Source organism: Dyadobacter crusticola DSM 16708, from assembly GCF_000701505.1.
Lineage (GTDB): Bacteria > Bacteroidota > Bacteroidia > Cytophagales > Spirosomataceae > Dyadobacter > Dyadobacter crusticola.
The window spans coordinates 196,585-214,313 of record NZ_JNJB01000012.1 but is presented as its reverse complement, the minus strand read 5'-3'; the positions used below and the strand labels follow the sequence as shown (position 1 = coordinate 214,313).

Annotated in this window: 16 protein-coding genes and 1 pseudogene; 8 read left to right on the top strand and 9 right to left on the bottom strand. The window is 44.6% G+C overall.

The window, feature by feature from the left end:
* Positions 1-36: 36 nt before the first annotated feature.
* Together Q369_RS0116925 and Q369_RS0116920 are read right to left on the bottom strand one after the other, a co-directional pair.
* The gene (locus tag Q369_RS0116925) at positions 37-933 is read right to left on the bottom strand and encodes a hypothetical protein (protein ID WP_031528975.1); all 897 of its coding nucleotides are present in this window, start codon (positions 931-933) and stop codon (positions 37-39) included.
* A gap of 114 nt (positions 934-1,047) precedes the next feature.
* Complete coding sequence (locus tag Q369_RS0116920; protein ID WP_031528974.1) at positions 1,048-2,283, bottom strand: site-specific integrase; 1,236 nt, start codon at positions 2,281-2,283, stop codon at positions 1,048-1,050.
* Positions 2,284-3,020: 737 nt separating this feature from the next.
* Between Q369_RS0116920 and Q369_RS0116910 the strand changes: the two genes are divergently transcribed.
* Positions 3,021-4,070, top strand: coding sequence for an acyltransferase family protein (locus Q369_RS0116910; protein WP_084165768.1), 1,050 nt, complete (start codon positions 3,021-3,023; stop codon positions 4,068-4,070).
* Between the two features lie 35 nt (positions 4,071-4,105).
* Here Q369_RS0116910 and Q369_RS0116905 read toward each other — a convergent pair whose 3' ends face one another.
* From Q369_RS0116905 to Q369_RS29515, 5 genes and pseudogenes are all read right to left on the bottom strand, one after another.
* Entirely contained in the window at positions 4,106-4,624 is a 519-nt protein-coding gene (locus Q369_RS0116905) for a hypothetical protein (protein WP_031528971.1), read from the bottom strand.
* 122 nt (positions 4,625-4,746) lie between these two features.
* Complete coding sequence (locus tag Q369_RS0116900) at positions 4,747-5,652, bottom strand: sugar phosphate isomerase/epimerase family protein (protein ID WP_229206873.1); 906 nt, start codon at positions 5,650-5,652, stop codon at positions 4,747-4,749.
* Positions 5,653-5,663: 11 nt separating this feature from the next.
* On the bottom strand, positions 5,664-6,446 hold the full coding sequence (locus Q369_RS27800; RefSeq protein ID WP_374754356.1) for a Gfo/Idh/MocA family protein: 783 nt from the start codon (positions 6,444-6,446) through the stop codon (positions 5,664-5,666).
* A pseudogene (locus tag Q369_RS29685) lies at positions 6,444-6,623 on the bottom strand (Gfo/Idh/MocA family protein); the annotation flags it as partial. The gene Q369_RS27800 and the pseudogene Q369_RS29685, both read right to left, overlap by 3 nt.
* Before the next feature lie 24 nt (positions 6,624-6,647).
* Positions 6,648-6,821: a Gfo/Idh/MocA family oxidoreductase gene (locus Q369_RS29515; protein WP_229206871.1), complete on the bottom strand. Its 174-nt coding sequence runs from the start codon at positions 6,819-6,821 to the stop codon at positions 6,648-6,650.
* Positions 6,822-6,891: 70 nt separating this feature from the next.
* Here Q369_RS29515 and Q369_RS0116890 point away from each other — a divergent pair, with 70 nt between their 5' ends.
* The 7 genes from Q369_RS0116890 to Q369_RS0116860 all read left to right on the top strand — a co-directional run bounded on the left by Q369_RS0116890 (position 6,892) and on the right by Q369_RS0116860 (position 14,918).
* Positions 6,892-8,991 (top strand): bi-domain-containing oxidoreductase, encoded by a 2,100-nt coding sequence (locus Q369_RS0116890; protein ID WP_031528969.1) that lies wholly within the window; start codon positions 6,892-6,894, stop codon positions 8,989-8,991.
* Between the two features lie 233 nt (positions 8,992-9,224).
* Entirely contained in the window at positions 9,225-10,892 is a 1,668-nt protein-coding gene (locus Q369_RS0116885) for a heparinase II/III family protein (RefSeq protein WP_169739256.1), read from the top strand.
* Positions 10,893-10,894: 2 nt separating this feature from the next.
* The gene (locus Q369_RS0116880) at positions 10,895-12,139 is read left to right on the top strand and encodes a glycosyltransferase family 4 protein (RefSeq protein WP_031528967.1); all 1,245 of its coding nucleotides are present in this window, start codon (positions 10,895-10,897) and stop codon (positions 12,137-12,139) included.
* A 131-nt stretch (positions 12,140-12,270) separates the two neighbouring features.
* A complete protein-coding gene (locus Q369_RS0116875) occupies positions 12,271-13,575 on the top strand; it encodes a 4Fe-4S binding protein (RefSeq protein ID WP_035333593.1) in 1,305 nt (434 codons plus the stop codon).
* Between the two features lie 27 nt (positions 13,576-13,602).
* Positions 13,603-14,124, top strand: a complete 522-nt coding sequence (locus Q369_RS0116870) for an NADH-quinone oxidoreductase subunit J family protein (protein WP_031528965.1) — start codon at positions 13,603-13,605, stop codon at positions 14,122-14,124.
* A complete protein-coding gene (gene nuoK, locus Q369_RS0116865) occupies positions 14,121-14,432 on the top strand; it encodes an NADH-quinone oxidoreductase subunit NuoK (protein WP_031528964.1) in 312 nt (103 codons plus the stop codon). Before Q369_RS0116870 ends, nuoK begins: the two co-directional genes overlap by 4 nt.
* 39 nt (positions 14,433-14,471) lie before the next feature.
* The gene (locus Q369_RS0116860) at positions 14,472-14,918 is read left to right on the top strand and encodes a DMT family transporter (protein WP_031528963.1); all 447 of its coding nucleotides are present in this window, start codon (positions 14,472-14,474) and stop codon (positions 14,916-14,918) included.
* Positions 14,919-14,971: 53 nt separating this feature from the next.
* Here the strand turns inward: Q369_RS0116860 and Q369_RS0116855 are convergent, their stop codons facing one another.
* Both Q369_RS0116855 and Q369_RS0116850 read right to left on the bottom strand, forming a co-directional pair.
* The gene (locus Q369_RS0116855) at positions 14,972-15,487 is read right to left on the bottom strand and encodes a DUF6265 family protein (RefSeq protein WP_031528962.1); all 516 of its coding nucleotides are present in this window, start codon (positions 15,485-15,487) and stop codon (positions 14,972-14,974) included.
* 102 nt (positions 15,488-15,589) lie between these two features.
* Positions 15,590-17,482 carry an amidophosphoribosyltransferase gene (locus Q369_RS0116850; RefSeq protein WP_031528961.1) on the bottom strand — a complete coding sequence of 631 codons (1,893 nt, stop codon included), beginning with the start codon at positions 17,480-17,482 and terminating at the stop codon, positions 15,590-15,592.
* Between the last annotated feature and the right edge of the window lie 247 nt (positions 17,483-17,729).

Here is a 17,729-nt window from a genome sequence, read left to right as displayed (position 1 = left end):
TTGGTACTTTTGGTGAACTTTTGGTTTCTAAGTAATTCACTGACTTTCATCAAGATAATGGTATCCCTTTGGTTTTGGTTTCGCGAAGTTTTTTGCCAGTACTTCTGGTACTCTTTCTTTCATTTTATCGAAATATGTTTTCAAATACCGAGCTAGGGTGATCCGCATGGTAGGAGTATCATCATTCAATGCTTCCGCTAAAAGTGAAAATGAGTATCTCAGCGATTCGCCCGAGATTCTTGGAGTTTTAAAATTGTATACCTTGGGGGCTTCGTCTCCCGGTAGAATTGTTTTTAGTAACGAGTCTTTAAACTGAAGGTATTCTGCCGGTGTAAGATCGCCAGGTAAGCCGGAGCTTTTTTGGGTTAAATGAGCAAATATTCTGTCAATGTGATGTGACACAATGGTTTCTGTATTGACTGTCGAATAGTTTGATCGAGTTTGCAAAGAAGATTCAGGCTCTGCTCTTAATCCATAGTGTCTCTCCATGAAATTTTCGAAGCTTCTTAAAGTTTCCCATATAATGTCGACATATGGTAAGAAAACTACTTCCGACTGACATCCTACTGCAAGCAGTTTTATATTATGGCATATATAATTGACAAGTTGTTGTTTATACAAATCTGACGCTAAATTTTCGGTGAGTTTATTCTGTGAAATTCTCGTTAACTTCCGAATATGAGTGTTAAGAGTTAATCTTAAAGCTAGTTTTGGTTCAATTGGAGCTTTTGACAGGTAGGTGCGAATTGAGTCTGTGCTGTCCTGCGACGTGGGTATGGATGAGAAATGTTCGGCGTCTTCGATCAGTGCGAGAAGTAAATTGTTTTCATAGTCACTTTCTGCAGTCAGTAGCCACCTTTTGAAGTTGGTAGGAGTAAAAAAGGTGTCAATGTCTTCCAATACCTCATCAATCTCGTTTAACTGAGGTGTCATAATTATAGAGAAGTTAGAGTTACTCACCAAAATCAAGAAACCGAAAATACAAAACACTTTAAGACAAAGTGTGATGCAATTTCCCGTTTCTCGTTTGAGGTATGAAATCTGGTGTCAGAACGCGACAAGAAGCTTGCCATAACGCTCCAATTCTTCTTCTTCGAAGCTGTCAAGATAGTGCTGAGTCGTTTTCCTGTCCTTGTGACCAAGACTTTCGGATATATAATCAATCGAAACCTCATTGCTCCGTTTCAAGACTGTGCTATATGAGTGCCTTGCCACGTAGGTGGTCAATATGCCATCAAAACCAAGTGCCTTGCCTATCCGTGCCATATGCTTGTTCACGTTCCTTGTGACATTCTGAACTATTCGCCTTTCATCAAAAGCATTTCTTGAATCATTCAGGAAAGGAAAGACAAAATTATCCTTAGTATGTTCCAAATTTCCCCATTTGTTAATGATGTCGAATGCTTCCTTTACTGGCTTAACAACGATTTGAGCTAGATTACCTCTTGAGGTACGCTCCGTCTTAGCTCTAATGAAAGTAATTGTAGACTTGTTGATGTCCCGGTATCGCAGTCGGCAAATATCCTTGATATTCATTCCGTTACACAGATAGGAAAACAACCAAATGTCTTTTGCCCTGTCTTCATTTGTCCCCGAGACAGTAGGATAATTGAACAATTTTTCAATTTGGCTGATTTTCAATGCTTTCTTAATATTTCTGCCGCCAGGAATCTGAAATCGAGTCTTTGAAAATGGATAATCGGATCTATGGATATAGCCTGCTTCAATAGCTCTGTTGACAATTGTTCGAAAGCATCGCAGATAGATACTAATCGTTGTTGTAGATTTTCCTTCCCTTAACATATGCTGCATGTATCCTTCGAGAAATTCCTTGTCAATTTGATCATATCGAAGATTTTTTGCGAATGAGCGAAATGAGCCAAGGGAAGTTTGGTAACAGCTGCTGGTGGAGACCTGTTGCTTAGTCTTAAGCTCGCCAATATATTCTTCCATTAAATGGTAGATACTCTGCTTAGCCTTCTGTGTTGTGCCTTCAAATAAAACCTTCTCAAAGTTTTTGAATGAGAAAACAGGGAGTTTTCTGACAATATCATTAGCTTCACTTTCTTTCGCTTGAAGGATAAGACGGGTTTCGCGCAGCCTATCGTTTCGATTTCTACCGCCCACCATTTGCCTAAAATCTTCTTCCGTCAAATCGATTCCTAGTCGATAGTCTTTGTACGTCCTTTGAAAGGTTACTCTAAGTTTAAGAGGGTAGGTGCCGTTTTGCTTGACACGTCTTGTGTCGTGAACGACCTTTGTCGTAACTTTTGATTGTTCCATAGATTTGATATTGATTATTAGGATTTGCAAACGTTTTTACAAACACCGCTTACAACGGATAACTAATATTTGCTATGAAATGTTTGGTTTTTTGATGTTAAGTTACTTGTAATGAGCGAAATAGGCCAATAGTAACTATCGCTGATAAACACTGATAAATACTGAGCCTACGACTTACAAGCAGAGGGTCGGGGGTTCGAATCCCTCAACTCCCACAGATAGAAAAGGCACTAGAAAAGTGCCTTTTTTTGTTTGAAACGGCATTAAGATTTGCCTTCCAAGCAGAGGGTCGGGGACGGTCGGCCGCTGCCGTTCGAATCCCTCAACTCCCACAGATAAAAAAGGCGCTAGCAATAGTGCCTTTTTTTCGTTTGAAACGGCATCAACATTTGCCTTACAAGCAGAGGGCCGGGAACGGGCGGCCGCTGCCGTTCGAATCCCTCAACTCCCATGATTACAAAAGGCGCTAGCAATAGCACCTTTTTTTCGTTTAAAGCCGTGCCAACATTTTTGTTTCTCGCAATCTGATTTCCTGCCTGTAATACAACATTGGAGCCATCGCTGCGGACTGCGCCCATCTCACTTTAATCTTGCAATTCCCGAACTGCAAAAGCCAGTCAAATGCATCTGATTTTGACTTGTACAATCACCTTGATCTTGATGTAGCATTAGGTTGTGTAACTGATATTCAACTTATTTGATATCTTTGAAAAAAGAACCTCCATCAACAATAATACATGCATAAATATCTACACTCATTAGATTATCTGAGAGGTCTGGCAGCGCTTTTGGTGTGCTTTTATCACTTTACAGATAGGGCGGATTTCTTATCAGACACAAACGTGTTGAAAGCTCTTTTTAGGCATGGACATTACGGGGTAGAAATCTTCTTTATCATCTCCGGCCTTGTAATTCCGTATTCAATGGCGAAAGCGTCCTACACATTTAGCCAGGCCTGGACTTTCCTCAAAAAGCGTATTGTCAGAATTGAGCCGCCGTATCTCATTTGCGTGCTACTGGCGTTGTCCCTGAATTACTTAACTACCACTACCCCATTCTATGTAGGAAAGGCATTTTCAATCGACTATGCTCAGGTCTTTGCCCATGTAGGTTATTTGAATGCCTTTGTCGGAAAAGATTGGCTTAATCCTGTTTTCTGGACTTTGGCGGTCGAGTTTCAGTATTATATAGTGATCGCATTGATCTTCCCATTAATCAGCAGCCGGATTCCCGTAGTTTGGATCACTACATTAATCCTGTTCAACGGCCTGTCTTTTTATTTTGATAGAAATTACCTTTTCAACTTTTCGGTTTTTTTCAGTACCGGCATTATCATCTATCGTTTACTTGTCGACAAGCTGACTTTAACCAATTTCGCGATTTGTGGTGCAGTGCTGATTGCATTTACCTTATATAGGTATAGTTACTTTGAAGCGCTGGTAATTCTAGCCACATCAACCCTTATCTTAATACCACTTCGGCCCACATCACTCACCACTTTTTTTGGCAACATTTCCTATTCACTTTACTTGCTTCATTTTTTAGTCGGATTGAGGGTAATTAATATAACCCAGCGGTTTGTTGATAATGAAGTGCTCAGGAGCGCTGCGGTTTTTGCAGCGCTCCTGGTCTCCGTCTTTGCAGCTTATTTATATTACAGGTTAATTGAAAAACCATGTAAAGAAGCTTCCCAAAGCATTAAGTATCAAAAGCGGAACTCTCTGGGCCCAGAGCAGGAGCCGGTAGAATCAGCTACACCTGCAGAAGTATCAGTTGCGAAGGTGTAGGTAAATAATGCTCAGTATTCGTAATTATTGACACTTCAATCAAACTCATACTTCATTTCCAACTTTACATTACTTCTAATTTTCGGTACCAATGAGGTAAAGCCGAACCATTCGCCGCCGCCTGTTGCGCCTCCTTGCCGGCCCGTCACTGTAACTTGTAAGGTATAGTCGCCGTTTGCTGTCTGAGAAAGATTCTGAGCCATTTTGCGGATGTTAACAGGTGAGTTGACCGGCTTACCGAAATCTGCTTTCATACCAATCAGCAGGGAATTTTTGGAGAAATCAATCGCCTGAGGCGTAATCCCGGGCTTACAGCTGAAAAATGCATTGTAGGTTGCCGAGTCGTTAATCACTCTGAAAACAATCGGCTGCTCTTCTTCATAAGTCTTCGCATACCAATGGTCCAGCAGGCACTGGATCTCATTTTCTTGAAATTTAATATTCACCTCATTGAAATACGGCATCTCGAACGTGTCCGGGTCGGGCGGTACCGGAGGGCGGCAGCTACCTGCCAGTATAAGAGTGAAAAAGAGGAAGCAGGTAAGGTTTTTCATGGAGATAAGGTTTTGATCAAGAGGAATTTAATTAGTCAACGAAGGTGCCAACTATTCATTATGTACAATTAAATATTTTTATTGTAATAGATAAATGGCTTGCATCAAAGACAGTCGTACCTCTACTTGCGGTAGCTTTTCAAACCTTCCTGGTCACCAAGTTCACCTAGTATCTTCTTCAATCCTTCCATATTCATCTTCAATCCCTCTTCTGCATCCGGCGCGAATTCTTCGTTGATAATGCCGATTGGACCTTTGTAGCTGCTCTTTTGGATAATCCGCATCATTTCCAGCTCAGAATCGCCCTGGCCGACCGGTACTACTTTCACCGGGTTTCCCTTCTTTAAACCAGCCAGATTAATTGCCAGCAAATGCGGAAGTATCTTGGGGTAAAAGGTTGGGAATGTTTCCAAATCGGCTTCTGCATGGTGGAGGTTGTAAACAATACCGATATTTGGCCTATTAACATACCTGAGCAATTGCAGCTGGTTTTCCGGATCTCCATACCAGCCACCGTGGTTGTACACGCCCACTTTGCAGCCAATCCCGGCCGCTTTGTCCGCTATATAAGCAAGCGGCTTCGCGTGTGCCTGGATTTTTTCCTGTTGCGTCATTTTATCCAGATCCTTAATTCCAGCGATCATAACCCAGATTTCGGTTTTGACATCATGCCCTTTCAGCACGTCAAGAATAATCGGCAAAGTTTTGTCATTCTCCGGATTGGGGCCGGAATACAGCCAGAATGCCTGCAACTTGATGTTGTGACTTTTCAGGGACTCTATTTCTTTGTCAAACTCAGGAATGTGCTTTTCTCGCCAATCGTAGGCAAGCATTGTAATGCCAAGTTTGTTAAGCATTTCTGATCGCTCGACAGGGCCGCGATTTTTACTGTCAAATGGCACAATGCACCAGGCAATCAGATTGTCTTTCCTATAAATGCTTTTTTGTGCCTGCGCCGAACTTGTCAGCAATGCAAGCAGAAGAATGCATTTGGCCAAAATTGAAATGCATTGTTTGTAGCGGTTCATGTTCAGGAATTTTATAAATGAACTTGCTGCCCACTTTCTGCAGACTGAATTCCGGCTTCCAACACGCGCATAATTTTCAAACCGTCGGAGAAATCGGGTTTAATCGCGGTTTTTTCATCCACCGCTTTCAGGAAATCGACTACTGCATGTACAAATGCGTGTTCGTAGCCAATAATGTGCCCCGCAGGCCACCAGTTTCCTACATAAGGATGTGCAGATTCAGTTACAAGTATGTTCCGGAACCCTTGCGCAGTTTCATCATCAGCGCGCGAGAAGTATTGGAGCTCATTCATTTTTTCCAAATCAAAAACGAGACTTCCTTCGCTGCCGTAGATTTCAAATGACAGACGGTTTTTTCTGCCTGTCGCCAGTCTTGTCGCTTCAAATGAACCCACAGCTCCATTCTCAAATCGTACCATCATCAAAGCCGCGTCCTCCACGGTTACTTCCCCTTTTTCAGTCGTGCTGGCTTCTGCTGACAGGTTTCCGGCTGTTCCTTCATTTGCCAGTGGCCGCTCTTTGATAAAATTGGCGGTAAGACAGGAAACAGAAGTGATATCGCCCACTAGGAAGTGCGCCAGATCTACCGCATGCGAATTAAGGTCCCATTGCGGACCAGCTTGCGCGATCTCTTTTTGTAATTGCCAGGTCAATGGGAACTTCGGGTCAACAATCCAATCCTGCTGATAGCAGCACCGCCAATGAAAAATCCGCCCGATTTTACCGGCTTCGATCATTTTTTTTGCCTGTGCAACAGCGGGTACGCGCCGGTAGTTGTGGTTGAGATAATGCACAACTTTGTTGTCTTCGCACACTTTCAGCATTTCTTCCGCTTGCCGGCTGCTCATTGAAAGGGGCTTTTCGCAAAATATGTGCTTGCCTGCTCTGGCTGCGGCAAGTGCAATTTCGTAATGCAGGTTTTGAGGCAATGCAATGTCGATTATGTTAATGTCGTCGCGTTCGATCAGCTTCTTCCAATCTGTCTCAGTCTCCTCCTAGCCCCAATTTTCAGCAAAATCCGTAACCGACGACTGATTTCTTCCGCATGCAGCTTTGAGTACAGGTTTCACGGAAATGTCAAAAAACTGAGGGGCTTTCAGCCACGCATTGCTATGTGCCCGTCCCATAAACTTATAACCAATAATACCGATATTGAGCGCTCTTGTCATTGCTAAAAAGGTCTGTTTACTAATAAAATGTGAGGCTGAAATTTAGGTAATTATTAACACACTATCCACGATGAAACAACTTGCTCTTGACCTGCGCACGGGTAAAGTAATGCTGCACGAAGTCCCGGCGCCGCTTGTCCGCAAGGGTTGTGTGCTGATCAGGACACGCAAAAGCCTGGTTTCCGCGGGTACTGAAAGCATGCTCATCAGTTTCGGAAAAGCCAGTTTGTTGTCAAAGGCGTTCCGCGAACCAGGGAAGTTCAGACTTGCATTGGCTAAGGTCAAATCAGAGGGATTGGTTAACACTTTCTCCCTGATCTCAAATCAACTTAGCCAGCTAGTGCCGCTTGGTTACGCGCAGGCAGGCGAGGTGATTGCAGTCGGTGAAGGTGTTCAAGGGTTTCGCGTGGGAGAGCGGGTAGTAAGTAATGGATGCCACGCCGAGGTGGTTTGTGTGCCGGTGAATCTTGTCGCTAAAATTCCCGCTGGTGTATCCGATGAAGAAGCCGCATTTACTGTGCTGGCTGCGGTGGGCCTGCAATCAATCCGGCTTTTGGTGCCAACTTTAGGTGAGACAATCGTTGTAATGGGATTCGGGTTAATCGGTCTGCTTACTGCGGAGCTGCTGCGGATCAATGGTTGCCACGTTATCTGCATTGAGCCGGATCACCAGCGGCGCGCATTCGCTTCGGAGCGGGGTTTTATGGTTTTTGATAATAGTGTCAAAGATCCTGAATTGGGATTATCGGCATTGAATGATGGTCACGGCGCAGACGGAGTTATCATTGCCACAGCTGCAAAGTCCAGTTCCATTGTCAGTCAGGCGGCGCGCATTTTACGCAAAAAAGGCAGAATTGTGCTGGTAGGTACTGCCGGACTGGATTTGGACAGAAGTGAGTTTTATAAAAAAGAACTGAGCTTCCAGGTCTCCTGTTCGTATGGGCCGGGACGATATGATGAAGTGTATGAAGATCGCGGCATTGATTACCCGTTTCCCCACGTCCGCTGGACTGAAAACAGGAATTTTCAGGCAGTATTACGACTGTTACAAGAAGGGAAGTTAGAAGTAAAATCGTTGATTTCTAAAACGATCGATTTGCAGGATATCCCAGCTTTTTACGATCGAAACGATAAGGGGAACCTGGCTACGATGATCAGTTATCCTACTCGCATTGATGAGCAGCAACGCGAGGAACTGAAAACTTTCAAATGCAAATCATCGACTCCTGTGATCGGCATTATAGGTGCGGGAAACTTTGTGAGGATGACGCTTCTGCCAAATCTGAAAGGCGCTACCATTAAATATATCGCGAGTGCGGGTGGATTGAGCGCCTATAATCTGGCCAAACAATACAGAGTTGCGAATCCGATATCCGACTATCAACAAATTCTGGCTGATCCTGACGTCAATGTAGTAATCATCGCTACCCGGCACAATCTGCATGGAACATTGGTGATAAAAGCGCTGGAAGCGGGCAAGCAGGTATTCGTCGAAAAGCCGCTGACCATTTACCCGAAAGAGCTTGATCGGATTATTGAAGCGCAGCAGAAAGCTGAATTGAGCCTTTCAATGGGATTTAACCGCCGGTACTCGCCTTATGTGAGCAGAATGCTGGAATTGTTGGCAGGTGCGCAAATGAATGTGACGGTAACAGTAAATGCGGGCAGCTTGCCAGCCGGTTCCTGGTTGAAAGATCCGGCAATTGGTGGCGGGAGAATATTGGGTGAAGCCTGCCATTTTATCGATCTGGTCACCTGTCTGACAAACAGTCGCGTGACGGCCGTGTGCAGCAATGCAATGCTAGCCTCACCGGGTCAGGATTGTGAAAATGTCAGTATCCTGCTCAGGTATTTGAATGGATCGACGGGTGTTGTCAACTATTTTTCAAACGGCAGCAGCCATTATCAGAAGGAGCGCGTTGAAGTATTTTCCGGTGGCAGCACGCTGGTACTCGATGATTTCAGATGTTTGGTCGGTTATGGTTTCAAAAATTTCGGTAAACTAAGTTTAGGTAAAGACAAAGGTCACAAACGTCAATTCTCCAAATTCCTGCAGTTCAAAAAAGACCTAAATCTGCCGGAAATCAGCATAGAAGAAATTGTTAATACAACACGAGCAACGTTCGCCGCTGTAGAGAGCTTGAAAGTGGGTCAATGGGTTGAGGTATGATGAAAATCCTTCGAAACATACTTCTATATCAGGCTTTTCTCAGGGAAATGGGCCCTCGCTACGTAGCTTTTCGTAGTATCTACGAAATTTGCCGTAAACTCGGTGTGCTACGCTTGCGCTTTCCAGATCGGTATAAATTAAGATCTTCTGTTACCCTCGCCGATTGGCGGAAGTTGAAAGTACCCTTTTTCCTGTCAACGAAAATGGAAGAGAAGTGCATAAGCAAGTTGGATTTGCAGAAAAAAGTACACAGGATTTTACAAGGAAAGCAACTATTCTTTTCCAATAAATGGATTTTGGTAAAAGATTGGCATACGAATCCTACGACTCAATTTACCTATCGCAAAGATCAACATTGGACGCGAATTCCAACCTTATCTGCTGCAGCGGGAGATATCAAATATGTTTGGGAAAAGGCAAGATTTACCTTTTTGTACGATCTAATCCGGTTTGATTTTCATGGTGGGGCAAGCCAGTCGAAGTTTGTTTTAGCTTGCCTTGAGGATTGGATTGATCAAAATCCTGTTAACCGCGGGCCGCATTGGGTGTGTAGTCAGGAAATTTCGTTGCGTGTGCTCAATTGGATCTTCGCGCTGCATCATTATAAATATTCGCCCGAGCTGAGCAATGCCATTTTCGACAGAATTATAAGAAGCATATATGCCCAAATGCGGCATGTAGCTGCGCATTTTACGTATTCGCGACTTGTCCTGCACAACAACCACACACTTACCGAAGCACTTGCATTGTATTCAGTCGGCTTGCTTTTTCCGTTTTTCCCGGAAAGCAGTACCTGGCGGCAAGGAGGTAAGAAGTGGTTTCAGGCTGAAATCGCTACTCAGATCTTTGAAGACGGGACTTACATTCAATTCTCAATGAACTATCACCGAGTAGCAGTGCAGTTGCTGACCTGGGCGCTCCGCTTGGGTGAGTTGAACGGCGATCGATTTGATGATAAAACTTACCAGAAAGCCGGCGAGACCGCAAAATTTCTTCAAATGTGCCAGGATGAAAAAAGTGGACAACTCGCAAACTTGGGTAACAACGACGGCGCCTTATTTTTTCCTTTGACCGAATGCCATTATCGTGACTTTCGGCCACAGTTAAATGCATTGGCGACGCTCTTGAATATGCCTGATCGATATGGTACCGGTATTTGGGATGAGGAGGCACACTGGTTTGGTCTTGAACGGACGCCGGCTGTAGCTAAAACTTCCTGCGCTCTTGCGCCGTCAATGCATCACTTTGAAGCAGGAGGGTATTACGTGTTGCTCGACGATCAGAGTGTCACTTTACTTCGTTGTGCCTCTTATTGTGACCGCCCTTTTCAGGCTGATAACCTCCATCTGGATATCTGGGTTGACGGACGGAATATTCTTCGGGATGCCGGTACTTATTCCTATAACACCGAGGGAAAGTGGATGGCCTATTTCGCTGGTACAACGTCACATAACACGGTTGTGCCGGGCGGGTATGATCAAATGCAAAAAGGGCCGGGATTTACCTGGTCGCAATGGGTTCGCACTGCAAATGGCGGGAGCTTCCTGAGCGAAGAAAACGGCGTTTTGGAAGGTGAATTCATAGGTTTTACTTTTCTGAGAAAACCCATTACCCATCGAAGAAGAGTCACAAAAGCAGTTGGCCGGCTGCATTGGATTGTGGAAGACTGGCTCGAAAATGCGCCTGAAAGTTTGGAGTCAAAACAGTATTGGCACCCCGATGAGGCATTTTTGGAACATTACCAGATTACTGCATTTGATACAAAAAAGGAGCGCATTGCTCCCAAAAAGCAAACAGGGTACTTCTCCGAATATTACGGCAGCAAAACAGAATGCATTGAACTGTCATTCTCATTTACAGGGAGCTACATACGGACAGAAATTGCTAAACTCACTGACTGACCATGCACATTCTATTGATACACCAGTTTTTTCTAAGAGACAACGAAGGTGGCGGATCGAGGTGGAATGAAATGAGCAGGATCTGGATTGAGCAAGGCCACCGGGTGACAGTACTGGCCGGCAATGTGCATTATATGAGTTCAGGAAGTACTTCGCGAGCAAATTGGTTTACAGATACAACCAATGCGGCAGGTGTGCGGGTACTTCGTTGTTATGTTTCTGAAAAGTATCATAAGGGCTTCTCCGGCAGGTTGATGGGTTATTTCTCGTTTGTATTATCGGCAATTTTCGCCGGGATTTTTTACGCGAGAGAACGATACGATGCAGTATTGGTAACATCTCCGCCGCTTTTCATCGGGTTTTCGGGCTGGCTGCTCGCCTGCTTGAAGCGCATCCCTTTTTTAATGGAAGTAAGGGATTTGTGGCCGGAATCGGCGATAGATACCGGTCTTTTGACAAGCAAATGGTTGATCCGCTTTTCATATTGGTTTGAAAGTTTTTTGTACAGAAAGGCGCAGATGATCAACGTACTTACGCCCGCATTCCGGGAGGTTTTAATTTATCAAAAGCATGTAGACAAGGAGAAAATATGTTTTATTCCAAATGCGGCTGACTTTGCATTGTCGGAAAAAATTAACCTCAACTTTGACAAAGATGCGTTCAGGCAACAATTGGGGCTTAAAGATGCTTTTGTGCTGGTTTACGTCGGTGCTCATGGTGTGGCGAATTGCCTGACGCAAATCATTGAAGCGGCGGAGTTGCTCGCCGATACCCGCGCCCATTTCGTATTGGTAGGTGACGGCGCTGAAAAACAGATGCTGGTGAATGAGGTCCAAAAAAGAGAATTAAAGAATGTAACCTTCATTCCGCAAGTACCAAAAAGTGAAGTGTTTAAGTACATTCTTGCGGCAGATGCGGGCTTGTCGGTGTTGAAGCAGGCGGAGATTTTCAAGACCGTTTACAGTAACAAAACATTCGATTATTTCGCTTGTAAAAAGCCGGTGTTAATCGCTATCGATGGGATATCGAGGGAACTGGTGGAGCAAGCCGGAGCAGGTACATTCGCTGAACCTGAGCATCCCGAAGATCTGGCAGCGAAGGTGCATTTGTATCTCAAAAAACCGGAATTTGCTAAGCAGCAGGGAAACAATGGCTATTTATACGCCAAAGAGCATTTCGACAGGAAACAATTAGCTGATAGGTACCTGTTGGTTATTCAAAAAACCCTGCATTTAAATCTTAGATAAATGTCTGTAAAGACGAAGTTTACAGGAAAATGAATGAACTGAAATCGTGATCCGCAAGTTTTATAAAGGTCTGTTTTCATTCACTTACTCTATCTTTGCAATAGGGTATAATCCCAATAATCAAAAACGACTTGTCGACTTACTTTAAAAATATATCAGAAGGAATTACCACCACAATGACGGGATTGCGGCTGACGCTCCGGCATTTGTGGGGGGCGAGAAATAGGAGGAAGCAGGTGGATATCCGTTCTGGTGATTTTTATTCACAGCAGGACGGAATGGTTACCATCCAATATCCGCTCGAAACTATTCCTATTCCCGATAATGGGCGCTACCGGCTTCACAATGAAATAGACGATTGCATTGTCTGTGATAAATGCGTGAAAGTATGTCCGGTGGATTGCATTGAAATTGAGCCTATCCGGGCAATTGAGGAGGTTGGGCGCGCTTCGGACGGATCGCCGATCCGGTTGTATGCTGCCAAGTTTGACATTGATATGGCTAAATGCTGCTACTGCGGCCTTTGCACGACGGTTTGCCCCACGGAATGTCTCACAATGACTAAAACGTTTGATTATAGTGAGTTTGATGTGCGGGATATGGTTTACAATTATTCCAATCTTACACCTGAGCAGGCCGATGAGAAACGGGCGCTTTTGGAACAATTTCAAAAGGAAAAGGAAGCTGCAAAAGCTGCTGCCAAGCCTGTGGAAGCCAAGCAGCAGACAGAGCCGACAGCGCCACGCCCAGCATTCAAACCTACTATCAAGCCTAAATCACAGGTTGAAGAAAAGCCGGTACAAACGGAAACAAATGCGGAAGAGCCAAAGCCAGCACGACCGGTTTTCAAACCTAAAAAGCCTGTTGATAGTGCTATTATCAGTGAAAATACAGCTGTTGAGCCTGACGCACCACAAGCGCCAAAACTAGTTTTTCGCCCAACATTGAAGCCGAAAGCTGTTCCTGACGAGCATGCGGAAAAGCCAGTTTCAGAAACACCGACCGAAGCGCCTGCACCTGCAAAGCCTGCATTCAGACCAACGATGAAGCCGAAAGCTGCGGCAGATGAGCATGCGGAAAAGCCGGTTACGGAAACGGCCGCAGAGGCGCCTGCACCGGCTAAGCCTGCATTCAAACCAACAATGAAGCCGAAAGTTGCGGCAGATGAGAATGCGGAAAAGCCGGTTACGGAAACGGCGGCAGAGGCGCCTGCACCGGCTAAGCCTGCATTCAAACCAACAATGAAGCCGAAAGCTGTTGCTGACGAGCATGTGGAAAAGCCAGTTTCAGAAACACCGACCGAAGCTACACCTGCTAAGCCTGCATTCAAACCAACAATGAAGCCGAAAGCTGCGGCAGATGAGCCGGCGGAAACTCCTGCGCCAGCCAAGCCTGCATTCAGACCAACAATGAAGCCGAAGCCGCCAAAAGAGTAGGTGCTTGTGATTTAATTTGATAACAATATGGAAGCAGCAGCATTTTACGGCTTTTCCCTCATCGCGATTTTGGCCGCGCTCTTTATTCTTTTTTCGAGAAATCTGATTTATGGTGCATTTGCGCTTTTTCTGGCATTTCTGGGAGTAGGTGCATTGTTCATTCTTGCAGGTGCCGATTTTCTAGGTGTGTCTCAGATTATGATTTATGTGGGAGGGATTTTGGTACTGATTATTTTTGGTATCATGCTTACGCAAAAGGCTGTCAAGAACAGCGATCCTACCAGGCACAATCGTGTTGAGGTACCGATTACACGCAAGCTCGCGGGGATAACAGCAAGTGTCGGTATCGGATTGGTATTACTCAGAATAATCTTCTCAGCGAACTTCAGAATGGCCGGCGAAGCGGTTGAAAACCGATCCACTATCAAGACGATCGGAGTTGAATTGATGACGAGCCATTTGTTACCTTTTGAAATTACGGCTATTTTGCTGCTGGTAGCGCTTGTGGGCGCCGCCTACCTCGCTATGAACCGAAATCCTGCCAAATGACTTCCATTACGATTTACCATTACCTGATAGTTGGCGCGATATTGTTTTCAGTGGGATTAGGCATTGCTGTTACCAAACGCCATTTTATCGGAATGCTCCTGGGCATCGAGTTAATGCTCAATGCAGTGAATGTCAATTTGGTTGCATTTAGCAGGTATGACGGGGAGCGATTAAGCGGACAATTGTTTGCATTGTTCGTCATGGTGGTTGCTGCCGCAGAGGTTACAGTAGCACTCGCGATTATTTTGCGTGTGTACGGTCACTTCAAAACCGTTGATCCCGATGATCTTAATGAGCTGCAACAATAAAGTGGCGGGCTTCCTAATATGTTTATCAAAATCTCGAAAATGAACTGGATTTTTCTGGTCCTGGCATTCCTGATCGGCATTTCGAATGCTGTACAATCGGGCGTCAATGTGCAGCTTCGCGAGTCTATCAACAATCCGATCCTGGCGGCTATTGTATCGTTCTTGGTGGGCTTGATAGTTCTGTTAATTGCTTATGCCTGTTTTAATCAAAATCCCGTTCCGTCGATCGGCGAGATTAAACAAGTGCCGTGGACACGGTTTATGGGTGGCGTATTAGGCGCTTTTTATGTGTTGACGGTAATAATGATCATTCGTCACATTGGTTCAGCAAATATGATCTGCCTGGTAGTGGCGGGACAAATGGCGGCTGTGATGGCAATTGACCATTTTGGTTTGCAGGGTTTTGCTGTTCACCAGATTTCATTGCCAAGAATCCTGGGAGCTGTTTTATTAGTCGCGGGAGTTTATCTGATTATTAAAAACTAAAAAAGGTGACAGCTGCCTGGCAACTATCACCTTTTCTCCGGAGGTATTACAAGTTAAGGGATGCGGTTAAATACAAAAAGGTCGACGAATTCCCATTTATTGTTCTCCATCTTTCCTCTTTGAATTACCAGCTGATTTTGTGAGCGTCTTTCGTAGATGATTCTGACAGACACATCATCTTTCTCAAACAAAGCCTGGTTCTTTTTAGCTTCGATAAAGTTGTAAGTATCTGAAACATTCTTCTCTTCCAGCGCGATCAATCCTGGCTTGAAATGTTTCACTCTGGCAATTGGGCCTTTTTCGCCTTGTTCAAATGCAAATACTTCATAAAGTGCAGGCTTATCGTCCTTGATCATGCGGATATAGCCCATAATGTTGTTGCCGGCAGGTGCAGTCCACGAAGCTTCGATAGGGCCGCCATTGTAAGTGCCGAGCCAGTGACCTTCCAGAAAAGCAAGGTCATTTAGAGTTCCTGTGGTTGTTTGTGCCTGGGAGATTGTGCCCACAAGCAGGAATGCAATCAGAAAAGAGTTGATCTTTACAGATCGGATCAGGTTAAATTTCATCATTGGTTATAGGTTTATTTTGGCCGGCAATTTAGGCGAATGCAGCGTTTAAAAAAAATAAGCCGCCCTGTTTCCGGAGCGGCTTATCTGTAATGTATTGCTGAATTAGTATGCTCTTTCCAGCTTTCCTTCGTAAGAATTAGCGAATGCTTTGTTTACCACCTTGTTACCTCCCTGAGTGGGGTAGTTTCCGGTAAAGTACCAGTCTCCCAGGTGATCAGGGCATGCTTTGTGCAGGTTTTCAACTGTTTGGAAAACCACGGAAAGCTCTGCGTTCAGGTCTTTCGGGCGAATGCTTTCTGCGATTTTCTGAGATATTTCCTCGTCCGTAAATGGCTCATAAAGTGCCTTTACAAAGTTGGTATGATACGGATTTTTGGTCGCAATAGACGTTACACTTTGTGTGTAAACATCTTCCAGCAAGTATTCGAGATCTCTCTCTTCCAGCAACTTGAGAACTGCACGGAATGCGACAAAATCTTTCATTTTCGACATATCAATACCGTAGCAATCTGGGAAACGTATCTGCGGTGCCGACGAAGCCACTACGATTTTCTTTGGTTTCAGCCTATCAAGCATTGTTAATATGCTCTTTTCCAATGTAGTTCCACGTACGATAGAGTCGTCGATGATCACGACAGTATCCACATTCTTACGAACTACCTCAAAAGTTGTATCGTAAACACTGGATACCATATCGTCCCTCAGCGCGTCGGCGGTAATGAAAGTTCTTGATTTTACATCTTTTGTTACCAGCTTTTCGATTCTCGGCCGGAAAGAGAGTACTTTTTCCAGGTCTTCTTCGAAGAGAATTCCCTCCATAATCGCCTGCTTGCGCTTTTTCGCAAGATATTCTTCCAAACCTTCAATCATTCCAAGGAATGCAGTTTCAGCCGTGTTTGGAATGTAGGAGAAAATGGTGTTTTCGAGATCGTAATTGATCTCTTTCAGGATCTGCGGAATCAGCAATTTACCCAGCTGCTTGCGCTCGTAATAAATATCCGGATCAGTTCCTCTTGAGAAATAAATCCGCTCGAAGCTGCACGACCGTTTTTCAAGACGGGGCAGGATCGGAAACTCGTTATATTCTCCGTTTTTATCGACGATTAATGCAGAGCCTGGCGTGATCTCTGTAATCTGATCATAGTCTACATTGAATGCAGCTTTAATAGCCTGCTTTTCAGAAGCAACTACAACAACTTCATCGTCAGCATAGTAGAATGCGGGCCGAATACCGGCAGGGTCACGGATCACGAATGAAGCGCCATAGCCTGTTAATCCGCACATCGCATAACCTCCGTCAAAATCGCGGCACGAGCGATAGAGTACGCGCTGAAGATCTATGTTGTCTTCAATCACATCGGAAAGTGTCGGATTTTCATATATTCCCTTGAATCTTTCGAACACGCGCTGGTTCTCTTCATCCAGAAAATGTCCAATTTTCTCCATTACGGTTACTGTGTCCACTTTCTCTTTCGGATGCTGGCCCAGTGAGACCAGTTTTCCAAAAAGTTCGTCCACATTCGTCATGTTGAAGTTACCCGCCATCACCAGGTTCCGGCTTCTCCAGTTACTCTGACGAAGCATTGGATGACAGTTTTCAACCTCATTGGTGCCGTGCGTACCGTAGCGAAGATGTCCAAGCCACACTTCCCCAGTAAATGCAAGATTTTCCTGAAGCCATTTAGCATCCATGGAACGGTCTCTGTGGTTCTTAAGACCTTTGCGAAATTTCTTGTGGATTTTGGAGAAAATGTCCGTAAGTGGCTGAGGTTCTACGGATCTGTATCTGCTAATGTATCTTTTCCCGGGCGGTACTTCGATTTTAATGTTGGCTACTCCGGCTCCGTCTTGTCCCCGGTTTACCTGTTTTTCCATCATCACCGAAAGCTTGTGTACTGCGTACAGGGGCGTTTCGTATTTGTCGATGTAGTATTGATAGGGCTTTCTAAGACGGATAAGTGCTATGCCGCACTCATGCTTAATGGCGTCGCTCATAGGAAGAGGAATGCTTTACAAATATGAATGTTTGCAGCTACGCAAAGCGTATTACCTTAATGTTAACTTGAACGAATTTAAACTGTAGTTTAGTTCGCTACTTCTTACAAAGGTACAAATCCTTTAGCTCAAAAAATTTCAAACTCCAGCGATTTTTAGAGAGTTGAAGTCTCTGCTAAAGGGCTGACAGGTTTAGCACAATTACAACGGCGGATAATTATATGGTAGCGTCGCTGAGGTTGCAATA